The 16,729-nt window shown below is 65.9% G+C and carries 22 protein-coding genes; 14 read left to right on the forward strand and 8 right to left on the reverse strand.

Translation table 11 applies throughout. The features are described 5' to 3' along the window. The first annotated feature begins 53 nt into the window (after positions 1–53). From DFR50_RS12230 to DFR50_RS12245, 5 genes are all read left to right on the forward strand, one after another. The gene (locus tag DFR50_RS12230) at positions 54–251 is read left to right on the forward strand and encodes a hypothetical protein (protein ID WP_113889496.1); all 198 of its coding nucleotides are present in this window, start codon (positions 54–56) and stop codon (positions 249–251) included. A 4-nt stretch (positions 252–255) separates the two neighbouring features. After that, entirely contained in the window at positions 256–573 is a 318-nt protein-coding gene (locus tag DFR50_RS31380) for a hypothetical protein (protein ID WP_147262741.1), read from the forward strand. A 196-nt stretch (positions 574–769) separates the two neighbouring features. Then, on the forward strand, positions 770–2,539 hold the full coding sequence (locus DFR50_RS12235; protein WP_113889497.1) for a ParB N-terminal domain-containing protein: 1,770 nt from the start codon (positions 770–772) through the stop codon (positions 2,537–2,539). Between the two features lie 187 nt (positions 2,540–2,726). Next, positions 2,727–3,107, forward strand: a complete 381-nt coding sequence (locus tag DFR50_RS12240; RefSeq protein WP_113889498.1) for a hypothetical protein — start codon at positions 2,727–2,729, stop codon at positions 3,105–3,107. Positions 3,108–3,142: 35 nt separating this feature from the next. Next, positions 3,143–3,544, forward strand: coding sequence for a hypothetical protein (locus DFR50_RS12245; RefSeq protein WP_113889499.1), 402 nt, complete (start codon positions 3,143–3,145; stop codon positions 3,542–3,544). A 298-nt stretch (positions 3,545–3,842) separates the two neighbouring features. Here the strand turns inward: DFR50_RS12245 and DFR50_RS31385 are convergent, their stop codons facing one another. From DFR50_RS31385 to DFR50_RS12265, 5 genes are all read right to left on the reverse strand, one after another. Further along, positions 3,843–4,307, reverse strand: coding sequence for a hypothetical protein (locus DFR50_RS31385; RefSeq protein WP_147262742.1), 465 nt, complete (start codon positions 4,305–4,307; stop codon positions 3,843–3,845). A gap of 12 nt (positions 4,308–4,319) precedes the next feature. Then, the gene (locus DFR50_RS12250; protein ID WP_147262743.1) at positions 4,320–4,868 is read right to left on the reverse strand and encodes a hypothetical protein; all 549 of its coding nucleotides are present in this window, start codon (positions 4,866–4,868) and stop codon (positions 4,320–4,322) included. A 672-nt stretch (positions 4,869–5,540) separates the two neighbouring features. Then, entirely contained in the window at positions 5,541–5,978 is a 438-nt protein-coding gene (locus DFR50_RS12255; RefSeq protein ID WP_113889501.1) for a YqhG/Tai3 family protein, read from the reverse strand. A gap of 33 nt (positions 5,979–6,011) precedes the next feature. After that, entirely contained in the window at positions 6,012–6,752 is a 741-nt protein-coding gene (locus DFR50_RS12260) for a BPSL0067 family protein (RefSeq protein ID WP_113889502.1), read from the reverse strand. 112 nt (positions 6,753–6,864) lie between these two features. Next, entirely contained in the window at positions 6,865–7,440 is a 576-nt protein-coding gene (locus DFR50_RS12265) for a hypothetical protein (RefSeq protein WP_113889503.1), read from the reverse strand. 433 nt (positions 7,441–7,873) lie between these two features. Between DFR50_RS12265 and DFR50_RS12270 the strand changes: the two genes are divergently transcribed. From DFR50_RS12270 to DFR50_RS12305, 7 genes are all read left to right on the forward strand, one after another. Further along, the gene (locus DFR50_RS12270) at positions 7,874–8,266 is read left to right on the forward strand and encodes a single-stranded DNA-binding protein (RefSeq protein WP_113889504.1); all 393 of its coding nucleotides are present in this window, start codon (positions 7,874–7,876) and stop codon (positions 8,264–8,266) included. Positions 8,267–8,346: 80 nt separating this feature from the next. Beyond that, positions 8,347–8,754, forward strand: a complete 408-nt coding sequence (locus tag DFR50_RS12275; protein ID WP_113889505.1) for a hypothetical protein — start codon at positions 8,347–8,349, stop codon at positions 8,752–8,754. A gap of 93 nt (positions 8,755–8,847) precedes the next feature. After that, positions 8,848–9,423 (forward strand): Uma2 family endonuclease, encoded by a 576-nt coding sequence (locus DFR50_RS12280; RefSeq protein WP_113889506.1) that lies wholly within the window; start codon positions 8,848–8,850, stop codon positions 9,421–9,423. 156 nt (positions 9,424–9,579) lie between these two features. Then, positions 9,580–9,903: a hypothetical protein gene (locus DFR50_RS12285; RefSeq protein WP_113889507.1), complete on the forward strand. Its 324-nt coding sequence runs from the start codon at positions 9,580–9,582 to the stop codon at positions 9,901–9,903. Further along, complete coding sequence (locus DFR50_RS12290) at positions 9,900–10,556, forward strand: MT-A70 family methyltransferase (protein ID WP_113889508.1); 657 nt, start codon at positions 9,900–9,902, stop codon at positions 10,554–10,556. Before DFR50_RS12285 ends, DFR50_RS12290 begins: the two co-directional genes overlap by 4 nt. Before the next feature lie 1,271 nt (positions 10,557–11,827). Next, positions 11,828–12,406, forward strand: a complete 579-nt coding sequence (locus DFR50_RS12300) for a hypothetical protein (protein ID WP_147262744.1) — start codon at positions 11,828–11,830, stop codon at positions 12,404–12,406. Positions 12,407–12,471: 65 nt separating this feature from the next. Continuing rightward, positions 12,472–12,843 carry a hypothetical protein gene (locus tag DFR50_RS12305; protein ID WP_113889511.1) on the forward strand — a complete coding sequence of 124 codons (372 nt, stop codon included), beginning with the start codon at positions 12,472–12,474 and terminating at the stop codon, positions 12,841–12,843. Between the two features lie 102 nt (positions 12,844–12,945). On the opposite strand, the gene DFR50_RS12310 is transcribed toward DFR50_RS12305, so the two are convergent. From DFR50_RS12310 to DFR50_RS12320, 3 genes are read right to left on the reverse strand one after another with little or no spacing between them, the layout of a single operon-like run. After that, on the reverse strand, positions 12,946–13,530 hold the full coding sequence (locus DFR50_RS12310; RefSeq protein WP_147262745.1) for a hypothetical protein: 585 nt from the start codon (positions 13,528–13,530) through the stop codon (positions 12,946–12,948). Positions 13,531–13,586: 56 nt separating this feature from the next. Next, positions 13,587–14,372: a hypothetical protein gene (locus tag DFR50_RS12315; RefSeq protein ID WP_147262746.1), complete on the reverse strand. Its 786-nt coding sequence runs from the start codon at positions 14,370–14,372 to the stop codon at positions 13,587–13,589. After that, positions 14,369–15,043, reverse strand: a complete 675-nt coding sequence (locus tag DFR50_RS12320; RefSeq protein WP_170153185.1) for a hypothetical protein — start codon at positions 15,041–15,043, stop codon at positions 14,369–14,371. The genes DFR50_RS12315 and DFR50_RS12320 overlap by 4 nt, the downstream gene beginning before the upstream one ends. A 651-nt stretch (positions 15,044–15,694) precedes the next feature. On the opposite strand from DFR50_RS12320, the gene DFR50_RS12325 reads away from it, so the two are divergent. Together DFR50_RS12325 and DFR50_RS12330 are read left to right on the forward strand one after the other, a co-directional pair. Next, positions 15,695–16,390: a BRO-N domain-containing protein gene (locus DFR50_RS12325; protein ID WP_113889515.1), complete on the forward strand. Its 696-nt coding sequence runs from the start codon at positions 15,695–15,697 to the stop codon at positions 16,388–16,390. A gap of 124 nt (positions 16,391–16,514) precedes the next feature. Then, positions 16,515–16,727, forward strand: a complete 213-nt coding sequence (locus tag DFR50_RS12330; RefSeq protein WP_113889516.1) for a hypothetical protein — start codon at positions 16,515–16,517, stop codon at positions 16,725–16,727. Positions 16,728–16,729: the final 2 nt, after the last annotated feature.

The raw sequence follows: 16,729 nt of genomic DNA on the forward strand, positions 1-16,729 counted from the left end.
CACCCGGCCGGCCCCACGATGGGCCCACGACCATCACGCAGAAGGAGCAAACCATGCCGTCGTATCGAAACGACCCGCGGTGGATCACCGCGAAGTGGCCCGGCAAGGACCGGGAGGGCGCCGAGTACAAGAAGGGCGACCGGGTCTTCTACTATCCGCTGACGAAGACCATCGTCGCCGGAGAGGCAGCGGAGAAGGCGGCGGCTGAGTTCGCGTCGGACCGCGCCGACGAAGAGTTCACGGGAGGCTGACGCGATGGAAGAGCAAATTGTGGTCGCCCTGACTACCGCGCAGGTCGATTGGCTCCGCGGAGCCTTCACCCAGCGACTCATCGTCGAGAGCGATCCCGGGCTGCGGGACTTTCTCGACACGCTCGCCGACCAGTTCGAGCAGAGCGTCGACGCGTCAGCGTGGCGGTCCCAGACCGATGGGCGTCATCCGCCTGCCGCGATGAGTCACGCCTCGAATTCTTCAGAAAAGGGAGCTCATGGTGAGCAGACAGACATACGACGCGCGCCAATCCCCCTCCGTTCGGATTGTAGACGACGTCCATCGCAAGAAGGCTCGCCGTGAAGGCTGACGGGCGGGCAAGGAACCTCCGAGCACGGGACGCCCGTCCGCCGCAAAGGGTGGGTCCGTCCCGCCGCTTCGCTTGGCGGTCCGGATCCCGGCGCTTCAAGCGCCGCCTTTGCCCCGGCCGGATCGCCCGCGCTTCTCAGGGTTTCGTCTTCGAGAAAGTCCTCGAAGAGCAGAAGCCAGGAGCACTCAGATGGAACTGCGACGCGTCGATCCGGTCACCCTCAAAATCAACCCCCGCAATCCCCGTAAAATCCAGCCCGGCGAAATGTCCGACGAGGCGCTCGCCGCGAGCATCCAGCTGATCGGCATTCTGCAGCCGCCGGTTGCGAGCGACAAGGACGGCGAACTCGAGTTGGTCTTCGGCGAGCGTCGCGTCAAGACAGCCATCAAAGTCGGCCTCCCCGAGATCGACGTCCTGGTCAAGGATCCAGACGACAAGGACAACATGCGCGCCGTCAGCGAGAACGTGATCCGCGCGCCCATGGCCACGGTCGACCTCTGGCGCGGGATCGAAAGCCTCGCCTCCGAAGGCTGGACCGAGGAGGCGATCGCCTCCGCGTTCGCAATTTCCGTCCGCCAGGTCCGGAAGCTCCGCCTGCTCGCAACCGTCCATCCGGCGATCCTCGACCAGATCGGCGCCGGAGACATGCCGAAGGAGCAGGAACTGCGCACGATCGCGTCGGCCTCGCGCGAGGATCAGGAGAACGTCTGGAAGAAGATCAAGCCAAAGAAGGGGGAGCGCGCGGTCTGGTGGCAGATCGCGCAGGCGCTCAACAAGACCCGCTTCTTCGCCAGGGACGCGAAATTCGGCGAGGACGAGCGCGCGGCCTTCGCCATCGTCTGGCAGGAGGACCTCTTCGCAGAAGGCGACGAGGACAATCGCTTCACCGTCGACGGCGAGGCGTTCCTGGCGGCCCAGCGGGCGTGGCTCGACGCCCACATGCCGAAGAACGGCGTCCTTCTCGAGGTTGACGACTACGGTCGCGAGAAACTGCCGCCCAAGGCCGAGCGCACCTGGACAAAGCCGAAGAAGGGCGACCAGATCGGCTTCACGATCCACCCGCGCGACGGGACGATCCACGAAACCGTTTTCCGCATCCCGAAACCTGAAGCCCCGAAGGGAAAGGACCGCGCGGAGGACGCGCCGACGCCGAAGACAACCCGGCCCGAAATCACGAGCAAGGGAACCGAGATCATCGGGGCCCTCCGAACCGAGGCGCTCGTGAAGAGCCTCGAGGTCGATCCTTGCGACGACGTCCGCCTGATCGGCCTCCTCGTCCTGGCTCTCAACGCCAACAACGTCATGATCCAGACCGACGACTACAATCGCCCCGAACGGAAGTCTCTCGTTCAGTCGATCACCGCGGGCGGCGAGCTCACTGCGGACGCTGAGCGCCTGCGCATCGTCGCGCGACAGATGCTCATGAGCGTCCTGTCGTGCGCGCCCGGTCGGGGCGACAGCGGACTCGTGGCCCGAATCGCCGGGCGCGCGCTCGGCGCCGACGCGCACATCGCGAACATGGCGACGGAGGACTTTCTGTCGTGCCTGTCGAGGGCGGGCATCGAAAAGGTCGGATCAAGCCTCGGAGTTCTGCCGCGCCCGCGCGTCAAAGACACCCGCGCCGAAGTCATCAAGCAGGCGGCCGGCGCAACCTACGTCCATCCGGCCGCCCTGTTTGCGCTGACCGAAGCAGAGATCGCACGGCAAGCAGAGGCGCCGCGCCAATACTCGTGGGAAAACGCCGATCCGGAAAAGGCCGACGAGGAACTGGGGGAGGGCGCAACGGGCGCCGAAGACGGGGAACCGGCCAACGAGCCACAGGAGGCGCTTCAGGACGATCCGGAGCACGACGGCGAAGGGGGCGAGGGGGCGCGGGACGACGAGCGTCGAAACGACGGGGAAGCGGTCGCAGAGACGGGCAATCGTCGCCGTCGGCGACGTGAGACCGCGGCGACCTGATCCCGGGGAGCCACGATCCTTCTCGCGCGAGCGCGGACATGCCGGCGCTCGCGCCCGACGGTCGCGCCGACCCCGTGCACGACGCCCGGGCCGAGGCGGAATGACGATCAACCGGAGCCTGGGTCCCGTCCGCAAGCGCGGTCGGGCTCGCGCGGACCACCGCCAAGCAATCCCGGAGGGTTCATCAATGACGACTTACAGCATCGACGACCACGATCTCGACGCGCTCCGAACCATCCGGACCTGGATCCTCGACCCACGACGCAACCCAAGAGCCGGCGAGGCGCTCGCCGCGTGGATCGAGAACCTCGTCCCGGGCTCCGATCCAGCCCCCGTCCACGTGTTCCTCGTCGAGGGCTACGGTCCCTTCCCGTGGCACGGCCTGACGGTCGCCAAGGCATGGCCGTACGCGAACATCGACGCCCAGGCGCTGCGCCGGTCAGCGTATCGGCGGGTGATCGCGCTGGAGAGCGCCCAGGCGCCCGACGCCGCGCACTGGGACGAATACGGCTGGACGCTGCGCACGGTCACCCCGCCCCTGCCTGAGCCCAAGCACGGGCGGCGCTGACGGAAACGACGACGGACCATGAAGGAACACGAAAAATGCCCATCAACATGGTCACCCTGCCCGCGATCGAACGGGGCCGCCTGAACGAACTGGCACAAAGCGTCATTGCGGCGATGGACTACGCCGACGCCCTGAAACGCCCGCGCACCAAGGCGGATCTCGCCGAGTTGCTGGCAGCCCTCAACGCGGCCGGTTGCCCGTCGAACGAGGGGGAGCCGCCCGCAGTCGTCTTCGCCGGCCGGCGCCTGATCCTCTGGGAGGTGGACGCCATCGTCGAGGCCCTGCGCCTCGCGGTAGAATTCGCGCCCGACGACAGCGTGCGGAGCAACAGCGAGCACCTCCTGCGCCTCCTCGGCACGGACGTCGATTGCGACGCAGACGCGGAGGCGTGCCCGACGCTCATGCTCGAGAAGGAGGCGCGCCGTGGACCATCCTGATCGCGCACCAGCCCGATCTTGGCGAACGGACCAAGCGGAATGGACGCCGACCGACCTGATCCTCGCCTGCGAGCGCGCCGCAAGCCGCCGAAATCCGCGCGACCGAGATCCAGCGCGTTGGAACAAGAGCGCATGGCGGAGGTATCTCTACACAGCCGCACACGCGCCGAGTCCTAGTCAATGGAGAAAAACTACCGAAAATAGGCAATAGATTTCGTAAAGGACAAAGAAGGGCTCACCGAGCCGCCGTGGCTCGGTGCGCCCTTCTTTTTGCCGCACAACGCCGTTGGAAAGACCTTTAGCGAAGTTTGTCTTTCGGAATGTCATGACCATCCGGAAAGAACCAGGCCTTCGCTCCAGGATCGAGATGGAATTGAACACGGGCTCCGCGCCACGACAATGTACAGCCGCCGGTCGATCCTGGCGCTCGATACAACGGTCGGATCACATCCTCAGAGATCCACCCAAGCTGGCCACCGACCCGCAATGCTCGTACAAATCCATTCTGCCTTTGAAGAGGCCAAGCGACATAAACGACACCCGGCGCAACACCTAATTTCCCACTATCGACAGATGGACCGTTGAACACCGGCGGCAAACCTTTCCCAACCCACAGGTCGTCCGGGGTCAGTTTTAGGCGTTCGGCATCGACATGATAACACTGATATCCAAACAACGGGCTCCCGGGCTCTAGACGATCTGCATGAGCGGGCTGGCTGATAAGAACTGACAGGCTGATCAAGCCGACATAACTCTTGTTCATTCTGGTCTCCAATTATTGTAGGACTGTTTGGTAGGCTGTACCCGATCCCAATCGATTTATAATCGTGCTGCGCCATTGGCCCACCGTGCTTGACGTTGTCAGGCCATTTGCAGCTAGTTGGCTTGCAGTTAATCCGGTCAGCGTTGCAATATTATCTGAATCGCTTGCGTCAGCAACGCTTGGGCCGACTCCGGCTCCGAATTGATATACTGCTCTTGCATCCAAGACAGTGGGATTGGAAATCGTCGTTTGCGCCTGAAGCAACAGCGCGTCTTGCCTCAACTCATACGCCGCCGCATAAGCTTCGGTCGCCGGATCCATTCGCCCGTCGAGCCCAGAAACGATGCTCCCGGAGATATCGGAATTGTAGGCGACCGCGCCGTTGATGTCGGCCGTATAGGTGGAGCTGATCATCTGAAACGCGCCAGCGGCCGAGCTCCCACCGGACGCCCCCACATTCTGGCAATTCGACTCCATGACGCATGTCGCGGCAAGGGCGTTGGCGCTGACGCCCATCGCCGCCGCCGCGTTCGCGGCCTGCGAACCCCAATCCTGCGCCATCATAGTATCGTAGGCCGCGCCGGTCCCGCCCGTCCCGGCTCCAACCCCGGTTGTCACCCCGCTCCCGACCCCACCGGTGTCGGCGCCCGCGCCCGAACCCCCGAGCAGCGTGTCGCCGCCTGACGGGAACGAGAACGCCGGAAGGCCGGGCTCCGGAAACGTCGGGTGAACCTGGACCGGCAACCCTTGAGGCAAGACGATCTGCGGCTCAGCATGCGCTCGCGGAGCCGACATGATCGCCGCCGCAAACATCGCCGCCCTCAGGCTTCGCGGACATTCGCGACGCGACGGCCGTTCCGCGCGCGCTCTTCGGGCATGAACTCTGCGAGACATGAGGCCTCCTCTCGAACCAGAGGCCAGATGGTTCAGGACGCCTGCGCGAACAGGAACCCGCGAAATCGTCACCGCTTCGATCGATGTCTCCCAATCCAGACGGGATGCGCGCCAATGCACCCTTCCCGACGGGGAAGGCGGGGTCCGGTGCGCGGGCTGCGGGGCGGACAAAGGCCCTCCTACGGGCGCGCGGGACCGGACCGGGCGCGGCCTTGCGCGGGCGCGCTGCCGCGCGCCGCCATTGGCCGTTGTCGCGCATCGACCGGTTCGAGCGCCGGTCGCGTCGATGCCCTTCAGAACGCCAACACCAAGACGCCCACCGACCCGTCCCGTCGCGACCTATCGATCCGCTCTGCCCAGCACCTCGCGAAGCGATTCTCCGCGGCGGACATAGACGATGTCGTTGATGAGCCACTCGCCGGTCGGCGTATGCAACATCCGAAACTCGATGGTCTGATCGGGACCATGCTGAAGTTGCATTGTCGCAACCACTCGGTTCGGACCTGCCATCTCAGCCGAGAGGGACTTGATCCCGCCGCCGCCTTGCGTCCCCGTCAACGGGTCGGCGTCGAACACAGGAAAGTCCTTGTTGTGTTTCATCGCCGTCGTCCACACCTGATTGAACGAAGCCGAGAAATACTTGCGCATGAGCGGCGTCGGCGTGGCGTCGAAGATTCGAACCTGATCCTCGATTGCGTCCAAGGCCGCAAGCGCCTTCACGGTGTCGATCGGCCCGCCGTCGCCGGCGACCGCTCGACCGACCAGCATCGCGAACACAAGAATGGATAAACGCTTTCGCATCGGACTGCCTCACCGAATTGTGTAGTAACGACTGCCGCCTTCGGCCGTGTTCGTACCCCAGGCGCTCCACGGAATCGTGTGAATCGAAGCGCCGCCGGAATTCTTATACTGGTCGAGGATCTGAACACCGGTCGCGTCCTGGCCGAGGTAGATCCCTGTGTGGCTGACGCCATAGTCGCCGCCGGGACTGTCAGGCGGACCATACGCGCCGTTGAAGTTGAACGTCGCGATCGGCGTTCCCACAGGAATATCCGTCGCTCCCTGGACGAGCTCGCCCTGCTGCCATTGGCTCGAAGGCGGCAAAGACGGATCGAAGGAGCGCGTCAAAGACACGCACTCCTGGTTCACACCGTAGTAGGACCCGACATATTGCTGATAGTCTGACGCCAGGGTCGACAACGGCTGACCCCCCGAGCCGTCCGACGTCCCCCCGACCGTCCCTGATCCGCCGGGATCCCCGCTCCCAACCGATCCCCCGAGCAACGTCCCGCCGCCGGCCGGAAACGAGTACGCCGGCAAGCCGGGCTCCGGAAACGTCGGGTGAACCTGAACCGGCAACCCGCTCGGCGTCACGACCTGCGGATCGGCCCAGCTCGGGCCGCCGAGGACCGCAAAGCCGGCCGTCGCCACGAGCCCCAGACCAACCGGCGCCACGATCGGCCAAAGCCAGTCCGCCGATCGCCTCCTCTTCCGTCTGCCCGCCGCGACGGTCGCCCGCCAGAGGACGGGCGCCCGGTTTGGCGTCGCCATCGCTCTTCTCCCTGATCGTCAGGACGATCAGGGTCGAAGCGATCCGCGCGAACACGAATCCCTTTCTTCGAGACGCGCGCAGGCGGCGCGCTGGGAACGGAGTTGCGCCGCCTTAACGAGAGCGGGCGTTGTGCGCCGCGATTACCGCGTTCATGTCGTCCTCGGCGTTCGCGGGCCGCCAGGCCTCGCCGCGCATTGCGAAGGCGACCGCCCGATCGGCGCCATGGGCCGCCTCGGCGGCCTCATGGGCGACGATCTGAAGTCTCGCCGCCTCGATCGCCCAATAGTCCGCCGCCTCCCTCAACGGCGCAATCCAGTAGCCGCCCTCGATCTGCGCGATCGCGAGCTTCTCGTTGTCGGCGTCCGATCGCATGGACGCCTGCCGCGCCTGAGCGCAGGCGGCGACGGCGCGATCGATGAGCGGCCTCAGGATCCCGTTCAACGTCGCGCGCCGCGCCTCGCGGTCGACGGGCAAGTCCATCGCCGCAATCCTCTCCGCCATCGCCCGGTCCGCCTTGCCGCGACCCTCCGGGTCCGACGCGTCGAACCCGAACGCCTCGGCGATCAACTCGACTTCGCGCGAGTCGGGCGCGACGTCGATCAGAAGCTCGATCGACGGCTTTGCGCGCAATTCGACGGGGAAGCGGACGATATTCCCGCCCAGCAGGGACAACGTCTCGTAACGCATGGAACTGCCTCCCGGATCGAACAAACCATGAACAATTACCAGCGGGCGCCCCGCCTCGTCAACACAAGATGTAGGGGTTTTGGAGAGAAAGCGAGAAAAGACCGGGAGAGAACAAGCGCAGGAATGCGCAAGAGACGGGACAGGAATGGGCTGCGCTCGCGGCCCGTGCGGTCCCCCGGATTTCCGTGCGGCCATGAAGCCGGACAGACCGCGCCGCAACGGCTGCGGGCGACGATTTTCCCCTTCGGCCCCCAAGGGGCCGAATTCCTCGCGCGGCAAAATCGCCGCCCTTCGCCGTCCTCCGCTCATCGCTACGGCCCGCTCGCGAGGCTCGCGGGTGCTGGCCCGGCCCGCCCGGCTTCCTTCGAGCCGCACCTGAGGGACCGACGGCACGAGCCGAAGGCCCGAGGAGAACGGAAGAAGGAGCGAACACATGAACACGCCCGCGGAATTCACGATCGTCGGCCGGGTCGGCGAGATCAAGCAGGTCGGTACGACGCTGCGCGTCAGCATCGCCTCGAGCTACAGCCGCAAGGACAATCGCGGCGAATGGATCGAGCGCACCCGCTGGAATGAAGTCACCATCTTCAGCGAGACCACGCGTGGCTACGTCAGACGCAACATCGGCAAGGGCGACCTCGTCTTCACCTCGGGTTCCCTCGGCCAGACGCAGTGGGAGAAGGACGGCGAGACCTTCTACGGCGTCACACTCGCCGCCGAGCGTATCGAGCGCCTGTGCAAGGGCCCGAACCACCGGGGCGACAAGGGGGACGAGCCCCAGGAGGCGCAGCGTCCGGCGGTCGACGATTCGGATATCCCGTTTTGACTCAACCGAGGGGAGGCTTCGGCCTCCCCGACCTTTGCTCGTCTCCCCCTTCCCTCCTTCCCGCCTCTTCGAGACCCCCCATGTTCCACTTCGCGAAACTCCGACTCGCGCGCCGCGCCGACCCTCCGAAGGACGCCTGGCGCCGCCTCGCCGAACAGGTCGCCCTCGACCGCGCGAGCCGCCGCAGCGAGAGCAGAGCGCGCATCGCGCTCACGCTGACGCAGGACGCCGAACTCCGCTGGACCCTCGCCGACACCGGCGTCATCCATCTCCACGGGCGCGACGGTCGCGGCCGCCACGTCCCGGCCGTCTGGCGCGCGCCCGAGGACTTCGATCGCGACCGCGTTCGAGCCCTCTTTCGCCGCCTCGCCTCAGGTGCCCTGGTCGAACTCGAAGGGCTCTGGCGAACCCGTGACGTGCGCGGAACCCCCTTGATCGATTTCGTCGCCCAGTACATCACCCTCGACGCCGATCCGCCCGTCCCGTGAGCGCCGCGAAGCCGACAGTCGCCAAGCCGAAAGGAAGCATCCGATGCGGAACCGTGCTACCCTACGCACCATGAACCTCGTCCTCGCAAGCCCATGACGCTCGCCGAATTCCTCGCCTGGGAGGAGCGGCAGGACCTGCGCTACGAGTTCGATGGTTTCCAACCCGAAGACATGACCGGCGGCACAGTCGGCCATGCGGCCATCCAGGCCAATCTTGCCATCGCCCTCGGCGGACGACTCCTTGGCAAGCCCTGTCGATTTTACGGTAGCGACCTCAAGATCCAGGTCGCAGACGATCATATCCGCTACCCGGACGGCATGGTCGTTTGTTCGGACGTCGATCAACGAGCGAAGGTCATTCAGGACCCCGTCGTGATCTTCGAGGTGCTGAGCCCGAGCACCGCGGGCAAGGATCGCATCGTCAAGGCGCGCGAATACCAGGCGACGCCCTCTGTCCAGCGCTACGTCATGCTCGAGCAGGACCGGATCGGCGCCACCGTCCATGGCCGGGCCGCCGACGGATGGAGCGTCGTCGTCCTGAAGGAGGACGATACGCTCGCCCTTCCCGAGATCGGCCTTTCGATCCCGCTCGCCGAGTTCTACGAGGACCTGACCTTCGAGCACGATCCGGCCGAAGACGACGACAGGCCGCCCTTGCCTGTCGCCTGACCCGGTCTGGTCTGGGCGTTCGTAGCCGAACGGACCCGTCGCCCAATCGCCTGAGCGCCCGCCGCCTTTCCCCATCTTCCCCAAGATTTCGCGTCTCGCGCGCCGGCGAGAGCGCCGACGCGCGCCGATCCTCCTTCCGCAAACGGAGTTCGCCCCATGTCCAACCTTCCCGTCCGGCGTGACATTCCCGCCGGCAAGATCCTTCTCGCCGATTACGGCGATCGCGACTACGAAGCGGCGACCCTCGAGACGATCGCCGAGGGTTTCGCCCCGCACCCGGCGATCCACGCCACGGTGCGACTGCAATGGTCGTCGCCCGGCTTCGAGCCGGCCGGATCGCGCGCTCGGTGGACGAACGGATATTTCGCGGTGCGGTGGACAGATCGCTGCGGCGCAACGCAAGGCCAGCGATACCCCGATACTCCCTCTGGCGAAGCCGACGCCCGCGCCCGTTTCGCAGCGCTCACGGCGCTCCGATGATCGCCGGCGATCCTGGGCCGCTCGCGGAGCGACGCAAGTATCGGGTCGTCTATGCCGACCCGCCCTGGCTCTTCCGCAACCGAAGTCGCAAGGGAGAAAGTCGCAACGCGCTCGCACACTACGATTGCCTCGACTTCCCGGCGCTTGCGGCGTTGCCTGTTCCCGAGCTCGCCGCCGACGATTGCGTCCTCTTCCTGTGGGCTGTCGATCCCCTTCTCGATCAGGCCTTCGACCTCATCCGCGCATGGGGGTTCGTCTACAAGACCGTCGGCTTTACGTGGGTGAAGACCAATGCGAGGCGCGACGAGGCGCGCCCCGACGACGGCGGCTTCTTCACAGGCCTCGGCTACTGGACCCGCGCCAACCCCGAACAATGCCTGCTCGCGACGCGGGGCGCGCCTCGCCGTCTCGCCCGCGACGTCAAGCGCCTTGTCGTCGAGCCGCGCCGCGAACATAGTCGAAAACCGGACACCGTCCGCAGGCGGATCCAGCGTCTCGTCGAAGGCCCCTATGTCGAACTCTTCGCCCGCGAAACGCGACCAGGCTGGGACGGGTGGGGCGGGGAGCTCGGGATCTTTGACGCAGGCCTGGTCCAGACGCGCCGCCGCCCAATCCGCCCGCAGATTGCAGGGCCCGATCCCTTCACGCGATAGGTCGATGCCCGAGATGGATTCCCACCTCCCCCCGTCTCACGCGGAACAGCGGGTCTTCGTGCGTGCGATGGGCTGCGGCGTCGAGGACTTCATCGCCCGGTTCGGAGCGGAGCCGGCGATCCGACGCGTGAAGACCGAATTGCGGCGCGCCAGGCGCGCCCGCTCGAGGAAGCTCTATCAATTCTGGAGCACGATGCTCGTCCGCCTCGAGGCGGACATCGCGGCTCAGGCGCCACACGGCGTAACCACAGCCCGAACGCCTCCAGTGACGCGACGGACAGGCTGGAGACCGGGCGAGGACCTTTCGGTCCCCGCCGGCGACGTCGCTCGAGCAGCCCTTCCCGGCTCATAGCGCACTTGTCTCGAGCTGGACGTCGCGAGGAGCTTGTCAGAGGCCCGCGCGTCTTCGCCGGCGAGGTCCTGAAGGCGGCCTGACGAGCGCAGACGCGGCGGCGAGGAGGCACGCCTTGCAGGAGCAAAGCGTTCGTCGACGCCCGGATGGCAAGGCCGAGCTTGCTCTCGAAGCCGATCAGAACGCGGCGCTTGTGGCGCAGCCGAGATCAGCACCCATGCGGCGACGCGGACCTCGCTGTCCCTCTTTCTGCGCGCGACGAACCGCCCCGCGCCGATCGCGAATTCGGAGAGAGGCTCTCCCCGGCGTCTCGCTGAGAGCGCATGGTTCGCCGCAACATTGTCGTCGAGCGAGCCCTCGAACGCCGATCCGCGACCCGCTCGAGGGCGGACATCTCCGCACGACGCCGATCGCCTCGTATTCGGGAACGATGAGGTCGACACATCGGCGCGCAGCGACGGCCTGACGACGGCGCCGGGGGAGAGTGCGAAACTGGGCGGCCATCCGGTGCGCGCGGCGGAAGCTGGTCTCACGCGCCTTGGGAAGGACGTCGCATGCGATGCGCGAGCCATCGCCGCCGGTTCCTTCATCTTGCACTGCGGACCGCACGCGAAGCCCACCGCCAGCTCATGTCCCTCGGCTATGGGCGGCGATAAGCCCGGCCCGTTCGGCCAGCAACGGCTTCGGTCGACGAATTTCCCCTTCGGCCCCCCGATTCATAAGGCAAAAGAGCTTCTCGTGAGGGGGGCCGAATTCCTCGCGAAACAAATTCGCCGCCCTCGGCCGTCCTCCGCTTCGCTTCGGCCCTCCGCTGCGCTTCGGGTGCATGCCGCCCAGGCCGGGCTTCTTCATGCCGCACCGAGGGACACGAGCTGGCGATGGGCCAGCGGCCCGCGGCAAGATGAAGGAACCGACGACCATGGCCACGACCCGCTCCAAGTCCAAGACCCAGGCCTCCAAGACCCAGACCCGCCCGGCCCTCACCTTCGAGATGGCCGTCCAGCTCTGCCCCCACCAGGGCGTCGCCGAGAACGTCGCACAGGCCTTCGGCCTGATCGTCCCCGAATACGAGACGATCCGCGCGGAGCACGCAACCGCCCTCAACCAGATGGCCGGTGCGTTCGAGGGCTCCCTCAACGACAAGGCGACCGAGATGCACTTCCAGCGGATCGTCGGGGCCTTCGTTTCCTCCGCTGTCGGCGCGGGGCGGTTCTACTCCGAGAAGGTCGGCGAGGCCCGCGCCGCCACCGCCCGGGCCGCAGACGGCGGCGACGACGAACACGGCGCCCCGATCGGCCTCGAAAGCAAGGCGCAGCGCATCCGGGAATTCGCCGCCGACATGGCCATGCAGGCCTACGCTCTTCTCGCCGCAGCCCACGGCGCGATCGACGCCTACAAGGACCTCACCGGCGAGGAGTGGAAGGCCTACGAAGCCAAGCCCGACGCCCAGGTCGAGCAGAAGGCCGCAGCCTCCCAGATGGGAGCCTTCGGGGGCTGACGCCCCTGAGCGGGGACCGAAAGGTCCCCGCCCTCCTATCCCTTCTCTTCTCCCGGAGCCTTCCGATGACCGTCTCCTTCAACCCGCTCAAGGCCAACGGCCACACTTTCTCCCGCGTCCCCGAGTTCGACGATCTCGAGGTCTCCCTGTCCAACGACAACGCCAGAGACGTCCTCCAGGCCCTCGGGATTGACGACCTCTACTCGACAACGCCGTGGCCCATCGCCTGCTTCAGGGCCGTCCTCGTCGTCGCCCGCCGCAAGCGCCTCGGCCACGCCTCGCCCGCCATCCCCCGCACAGAGACTCGTGAACCGGGCTCCATGCTTATGATCGATTGCGGCCGGGACGAGGGCTATGTCGAGCGGAAGCTCGCGCTTCTCTCCGACCTCGTGAACCGGGCCGCCGACGTGGGCGCGACCCATATCGATTGGGGCTGAGGCCCTTCGCCCGTTTGCTCCCGTCGGCCGCGTATGCGCGAAGAGGGCGTCGCCGTTTGCCTCGAGCGCGACTGGCGAATCTGAACGATCTTCGCCGTCCGACTATTTCGGTCGACCCGACGTCAAGTCCGCAAGCGGACAGACGTCCATGGTCGTTCCGTTCGACATCCGAACCTTCATCGGCTCATACCAGCACCGGTCGACCGCGTTGAACATCGCCTGCCGCGACTCCGTCAGTGGCAGGTTCCAGTATTGCGAGGTCGCGTAGCCGGCGATGAAGAGCGCGATCGCGCCAATCGCCACCCGTGTGGCCAACTTCCACGCGTACTCGCGATGCCGAAACTTCTGTTCGAGGATGAGCCAGTTCGGGCACTCCTTCACGAGCGCGTCCGACATGCGGCGCTGAATGCCGGCAACCGATTCGTCGATCATCTGTCGCGCGTGCGCGCTCGCCTCGCCCGCGTTCTCGGCAGCGCGATGCGCCATCGCCAGCGCGTTCGAAGTCGCCTCGATCAGCCGTTCGACCCGGCGCCGATCGGCTTCGCCTTCTCGTCGCGACTTGTCGAGAATCCCCTCCGCCTCGACGACGATCCCCGCAAGCGCCTCGACGGACGCCCGCTGCCACCGAACGAACACCGCATGCGACCCGAAGGACTCGAATCCTTCCTCTCTCAGCGCCTCGTCCATGTCCCCGGCCGCCTCGCGAAGTCTCGCGAGGCGATCCGGGCCAACGTCCGCCGCCGTCACGGCAACCAGCCCTCGACCGGTGCGAGGCGTTGCTCCATCCGGTTGATCCACGTCTTGATGATGAATTGATGCCCAAGCGACATCGGCCGGCCGCTTGCGCCCCGCTCGCCCTCGACAGCCTCATAGAGGCTCAGCTTTTCATCGCGCATCGCCTCCATGCAGGCGAGCTTCGGCATTCTGATCGATCGAATGTCGTCCTCTATCGCTCGATAGCGCGGATCCTCCATGATGAAGTCGAACGCGCCGCCGGCGCCCTTGCCGTTCTCCACGAGGCTTTCATTCGCCACAAACAATGTCCGCTCAGACCGGACGTACCCCTTCTCATAGATGCCCAGGGCGTGATGCAAATCCGCCGGCCTTGGACCCAGCGTATAGATCGCCAACAGGGCGATCCCCGACGCCTCGCAGAACTCGGCGAGATTCATCTGCTTTGCGTGCGCTTCGAGCACCTCGTCGCCGGCGCCCATGTCGAGCACCATCGACACTTGCTCATCCGCCATCTGACTGACGACCTCCGTCACCCATTCGGCGACGTCGCCGATCTCCGTCCCTTCGGGACGCAGCGCTCCCCCCGCCTTTCCGACGGGATACAGGTCCGACAACGTCGCGTTGCGACGATCGCCGTCAGCGACCTTGATCATCGTTCCACGGCGTCTCGCCCTCTGAACAAGAAAGTCCAGAACCGTGGTGCCTCCAGTCCGGCCTCGCCCGAGACGAACCGCCAATACAGGTCGGCTATCCGCCACCGTGTCCTTGACCTCTTCAATCGCATGAATGTTCATCGATATTCGCTCCTTAGTTCGAGTTTCGCGTACACATGCTCCGTCTTCAGATTGACCGGGCGACCGCTATCGATGTTCATCTCCTGTCGAATCGCCAGCTGCGACGCCAGGTTGGTCGACGGCACGATCGTCCCGTCCTCCTTGAAGACGTAATCCGGACCGTCCGGACGGAGTTTGAAGACGCGCGTGACCTTGGTGATCACGACGCCCTCGGCAGTCGAGAGCTGCAATCCAAGCTCCGCCTGCCGCTCGAGGGTCATCGGCAGCTTCGGCTTCGCGGTCTTTGGGGTGGTCGCCAGCGGCGGCCCGTACTCGCCCTTCGGAAAGCGCGACGGCCGGCTCCCATTCGCCGCCGCGCGGCTCTCGCGCTCCGCGCGCTCGGCGGCGCGCAGCGCGTCGAGGCGGACCTTCTCCTTTCGAACGCGCCACCACGTCATGCGTGCGGTGTGCATTGTTGCGGGCTCACCGTCCCGATCGGTGAGCCCTTGATCCGCGAAGGTTGCACACAACCCCTTCCAGTCGTGTCGACGCCCTTCCGCGCTGTGCACCACGGCGTCGTAATGATCGAGCAACCACCAGAAGAGCGACGACCGGGTCTTCGGCCGCGCGATCTCGTCCAGCACCGCTTTGGTCGTCGCCGTCGGATTTTTCATCCGCCGCTCCTTCTCCAACACCGCGCGAACCGATCCATCCGTTCACGCCTGCGCTCCGATGCCGGCGACTGGAGCACCCCCAGCGCCTCGGCGATTGAGAGCGTAGGAGCGGCCTGCGCGAACAGCTTCGAGAAAATTTGCGGGCCTCGCGGCGCGTCTGAGCGCTACATCAGCGTTACGGCTCCGCCACACCGACTGCCGCTTCGCCACGGCTGCGTGACACATCCGCTACGGCACGCGGCACGAAAAACAGCCTACATGGACCAATGCACCTTTGGTGCGGTCCGCCCGCTGGCGCGGGCGGGCGCGCTCCGGCGACAAAGAGCCGCAAATTGCGCCGCGCGCGGCAAGACCGGAAGCTTCTCGTCCGGCAAAACGGGCCTCTGCGGCCTTCAGGGAGGCTAAGGACCGCTTTTCCCGGCATGGCCGCTACCCGCCCGTCCTCAGCCCTTTCTGCGCGGGATCGTCCGGCCCGCTCTCCTGCCGGGTTCCGCCCGCGCCGCCGCGCGAAAAATCTCTCAGTTTCCGTTCCTGTTCGCGCAACTGGCGCTGACGTTCGGATCACGGCCGCGGCGCCCGCGCTGCGGCCCGTGCGGCGGGAACAGCCGGGCCCGGCTCTTCCCGTCCGCTCTCAAACCGTACCGTCAACGCCTTCACAAGGAACAGGCAATGTCATTCGAAGATATGGCCGAATCGGCCCAGGACCCCAAGAACCTCCCGGTCGAATTCGAGTTCGACGCGACCCTCGTGCGCACGATCGCGCGGGAAGGGCAGGCGTGGTTCGTCGCCAAGGACGTGTGCGACATCCTTGGAATCGACGACCCAAGCATGGCGGTCGATCGGCTCGAAGACGACGAGACGAGGAAAGCTAGTATTGGTACAACAGTCGGTCCCCGTGAAATGCTTATCGTGAGCGAGTCGGGTATGTACTCTCTGATCTTCACCAGCCGAAAGCCCGCAGCCAAGCGCTTCCGCAAATGGGTGACGAGCGAGGTCCTGCCCGCCATCCGCCAGACCGGACGCTATGTCGGCTACTCGGAGAAAGACCCCGATCCGATCACCGTCTGGGCGAAGCTCCTCGGCGTTCGACCCTCAGACGTGATCGCCAAGGGGTTCGGCGCCGCCTATCTGACCGGCGGGCCGATCAATCCGTCCGACTACCTCGTCCACAACCACCGCGTGCTGTGCCACCTGGTCACGAGCCTCGCGTCTTGCTGGCAGGGCCTGCACGCCGACGACTTCGACCCGCGCTGGTCCAGACGCGAATGGTCGGCGCAACAGTTCACCAGACAGCTCCAGAACGCCGACTGGCTCGCCAACCGATTCCTCGACACCGAAAGAGCACAGCCGACCTTCGTCGGCTAACGCCCCCACCTTTTCGCAGCCGTCGCCGAGCCCACCCTCGGCGACGATCGGTGACGCTCGCGGTTTCCTGTTCGCGCGGCTCGCCGAGAGAGTTGGGGTCCATCGAGACAAAGGTGCATCACCCATGAGCAACAAGCCGTCGGAACCGTCCCTGGTCCGAGAGGTCGCGCGCCTGCGGAGTTCCTTCGCCAAGCTCTTGGAGAGCCAGACCACCCTGCACGCCTACGTCGCGAAACTCGGCGACGATCTCGAGACTCTGTCGGGCGAGGTGCGACGCATGCTCGAGGCGATGAGGCCGGAAGCCGCCGAGCACGAAGCGCGCCGGCAGCTCCACTGATC

It is taken from the genome of Roseiarcus fermentans, from assembly GCF_003315135.1.
In the GTDB taxonomy this organism is placed as follows: domain Bacteria; phylum Pseudomonadota; class Alphaproteobacteria; order Rhizobiales; family Beijerinckiaceae; genus Roseiarcus; species Roseiarcus fermentans.

Bases quoted from the DNA above. Each gene is read 5' to 3' on its own strand.
- DFR50_RS12230 (WP_113889496.1), top strand. From the start codon at position 54: ATGCCGTCGTATCGAAACGACCCGCGGTGGATCACCGCGAAGTGGCCC.
- DFR50_RS31380 (WP_147262741.1), top strand. From the start codon at position 256: ATGGAAGAGCAAATTGTGGTCGCCCTGACTACCGCGCAGGTCGATTGG.
- DFR50_RS12235 (WP_113889497.1), top strand. From the start codon at position 770: ATGGAACTGCGACGCGTCGATCCGGTCACCCTCAAAATCAACCCCCGC.
- DFR50_RS12240 (WP_113889498.1), top strand. From the start codon at position 2,727: ATGACGACTTACAGCATCGACGACCACGATCTCGACGCGCTCCGAACC.
- DFR50_RS12245 (WP_113889499.1), top strand. From the start codon at position 3,143: ATGCCCATCAACATGGTCACCCTGCCCGCGATCGAACGGGGCCGCCTG.
- DFR50_RS31385 (WP_147262742.1), bottom strand. From the start codon at position 4,307: ATGAACAAGAGTTATGTCGGCTTGATCAGCCTGTCAGTTCTTATCAGC.
- DFR50_RS12250 (WP_147262743.1), bottom strand. From the start codon at position 4,868: ATGGCGCAGGATTGGGGTTCGCAGGCCGCGAACGCGGCGGCGGCGATG.
- DFR50_RS12260 (WP_113889502.1), bottom strand. From the start codon at position 6,752: ATGGCGACGCCAAACCGGGCGCCCGTCCTCTGGCGGGCGACCGTCGCG.
- DFR50_RS12265 (WP_113889503.1), bottom strand. From the start codon at position 7,440: ATGCGTTACGAGACGTTGTCCCTGCTGGGCGGGAATATCGTCCGCTTC.
- DFR50_RS12270 (WP_113889504.1), top strand. From the start codon at position 7,874: ATGAACACGCCCGCGGAATTCACGATCGTCGGCCGGGTCGGCGAGATC.
- DFR50_RS12275 (WP_113889505.1), top strand. From the start codon at position 8,347: ATGTTCCACTTCGCGAAACTCCGACTCGCGCGCCGCGCCGACCCTCCG.
- DFR50_RS12280 (WP_113889506.1), top strand. From the start codon at position 8,848: ATGACGCTCGCCGAATTCCTCGCCTGGGAGGAGCGGCAGGACCTGCGC.
- DFR50_RS12285 (WP_113889507.1), top strand. From the start codon at position 9,580: ATGTCCAACCTTCCCGTCCGGCGTGACATTCCCGCCGGCAAGATCCTT.
- DFR50_RS12290 (WP_113889508.1), top strand. From the start codon at position 9,900: ATGATCGCCGGCGATCCTGGGCCGCTCGCGGAGCGACGCAAGTATCGG.
- DFR50_RS12300 (WP_147262744.1), top strand. From the start codon at position 11,828: ATGGCCACGACCCGCTCCAAGTCCAAGACCCAGGCCTCCAAGACCCAG.
- DFR50_RS12305 (WP_113889511.1), top strand. From the start codon at position 12,472: ATGACCGTCTCCTTCAACCCGCTCAAGGCCAACGGCCACACTTTCTCC.
- DFR50_RS12310 (WP_147262745.1), bottom strand. From the start codon at position 13,530: ATGGACGAGGCGCTGAGAGAGGAAGGATTCGAGTCCTTCGGGTCGCAT.
- DFR50_RS12315 (WP_147262746.1), bottom strand. From the start codon at position 14,372: ATGAACATTCATGCGATTGAAGAGGTCAAGGACACGGTGGCGGATAGC.
- DFR50_RS12325 (WP_113889515.1), top strand. From the start codon at position 15,695: ATGTCATTCGAAGATATGGCCGAATCGGCCCAGGACCCCAAGAACCTC.
- DFR50_RS12330 (WP_113889516.1), top strand. From the start codon at position 16,515: ATGAGCAACAAGCCGTCGGAACCGTCCCTGGTCCGAGAGGTCGCGCGC.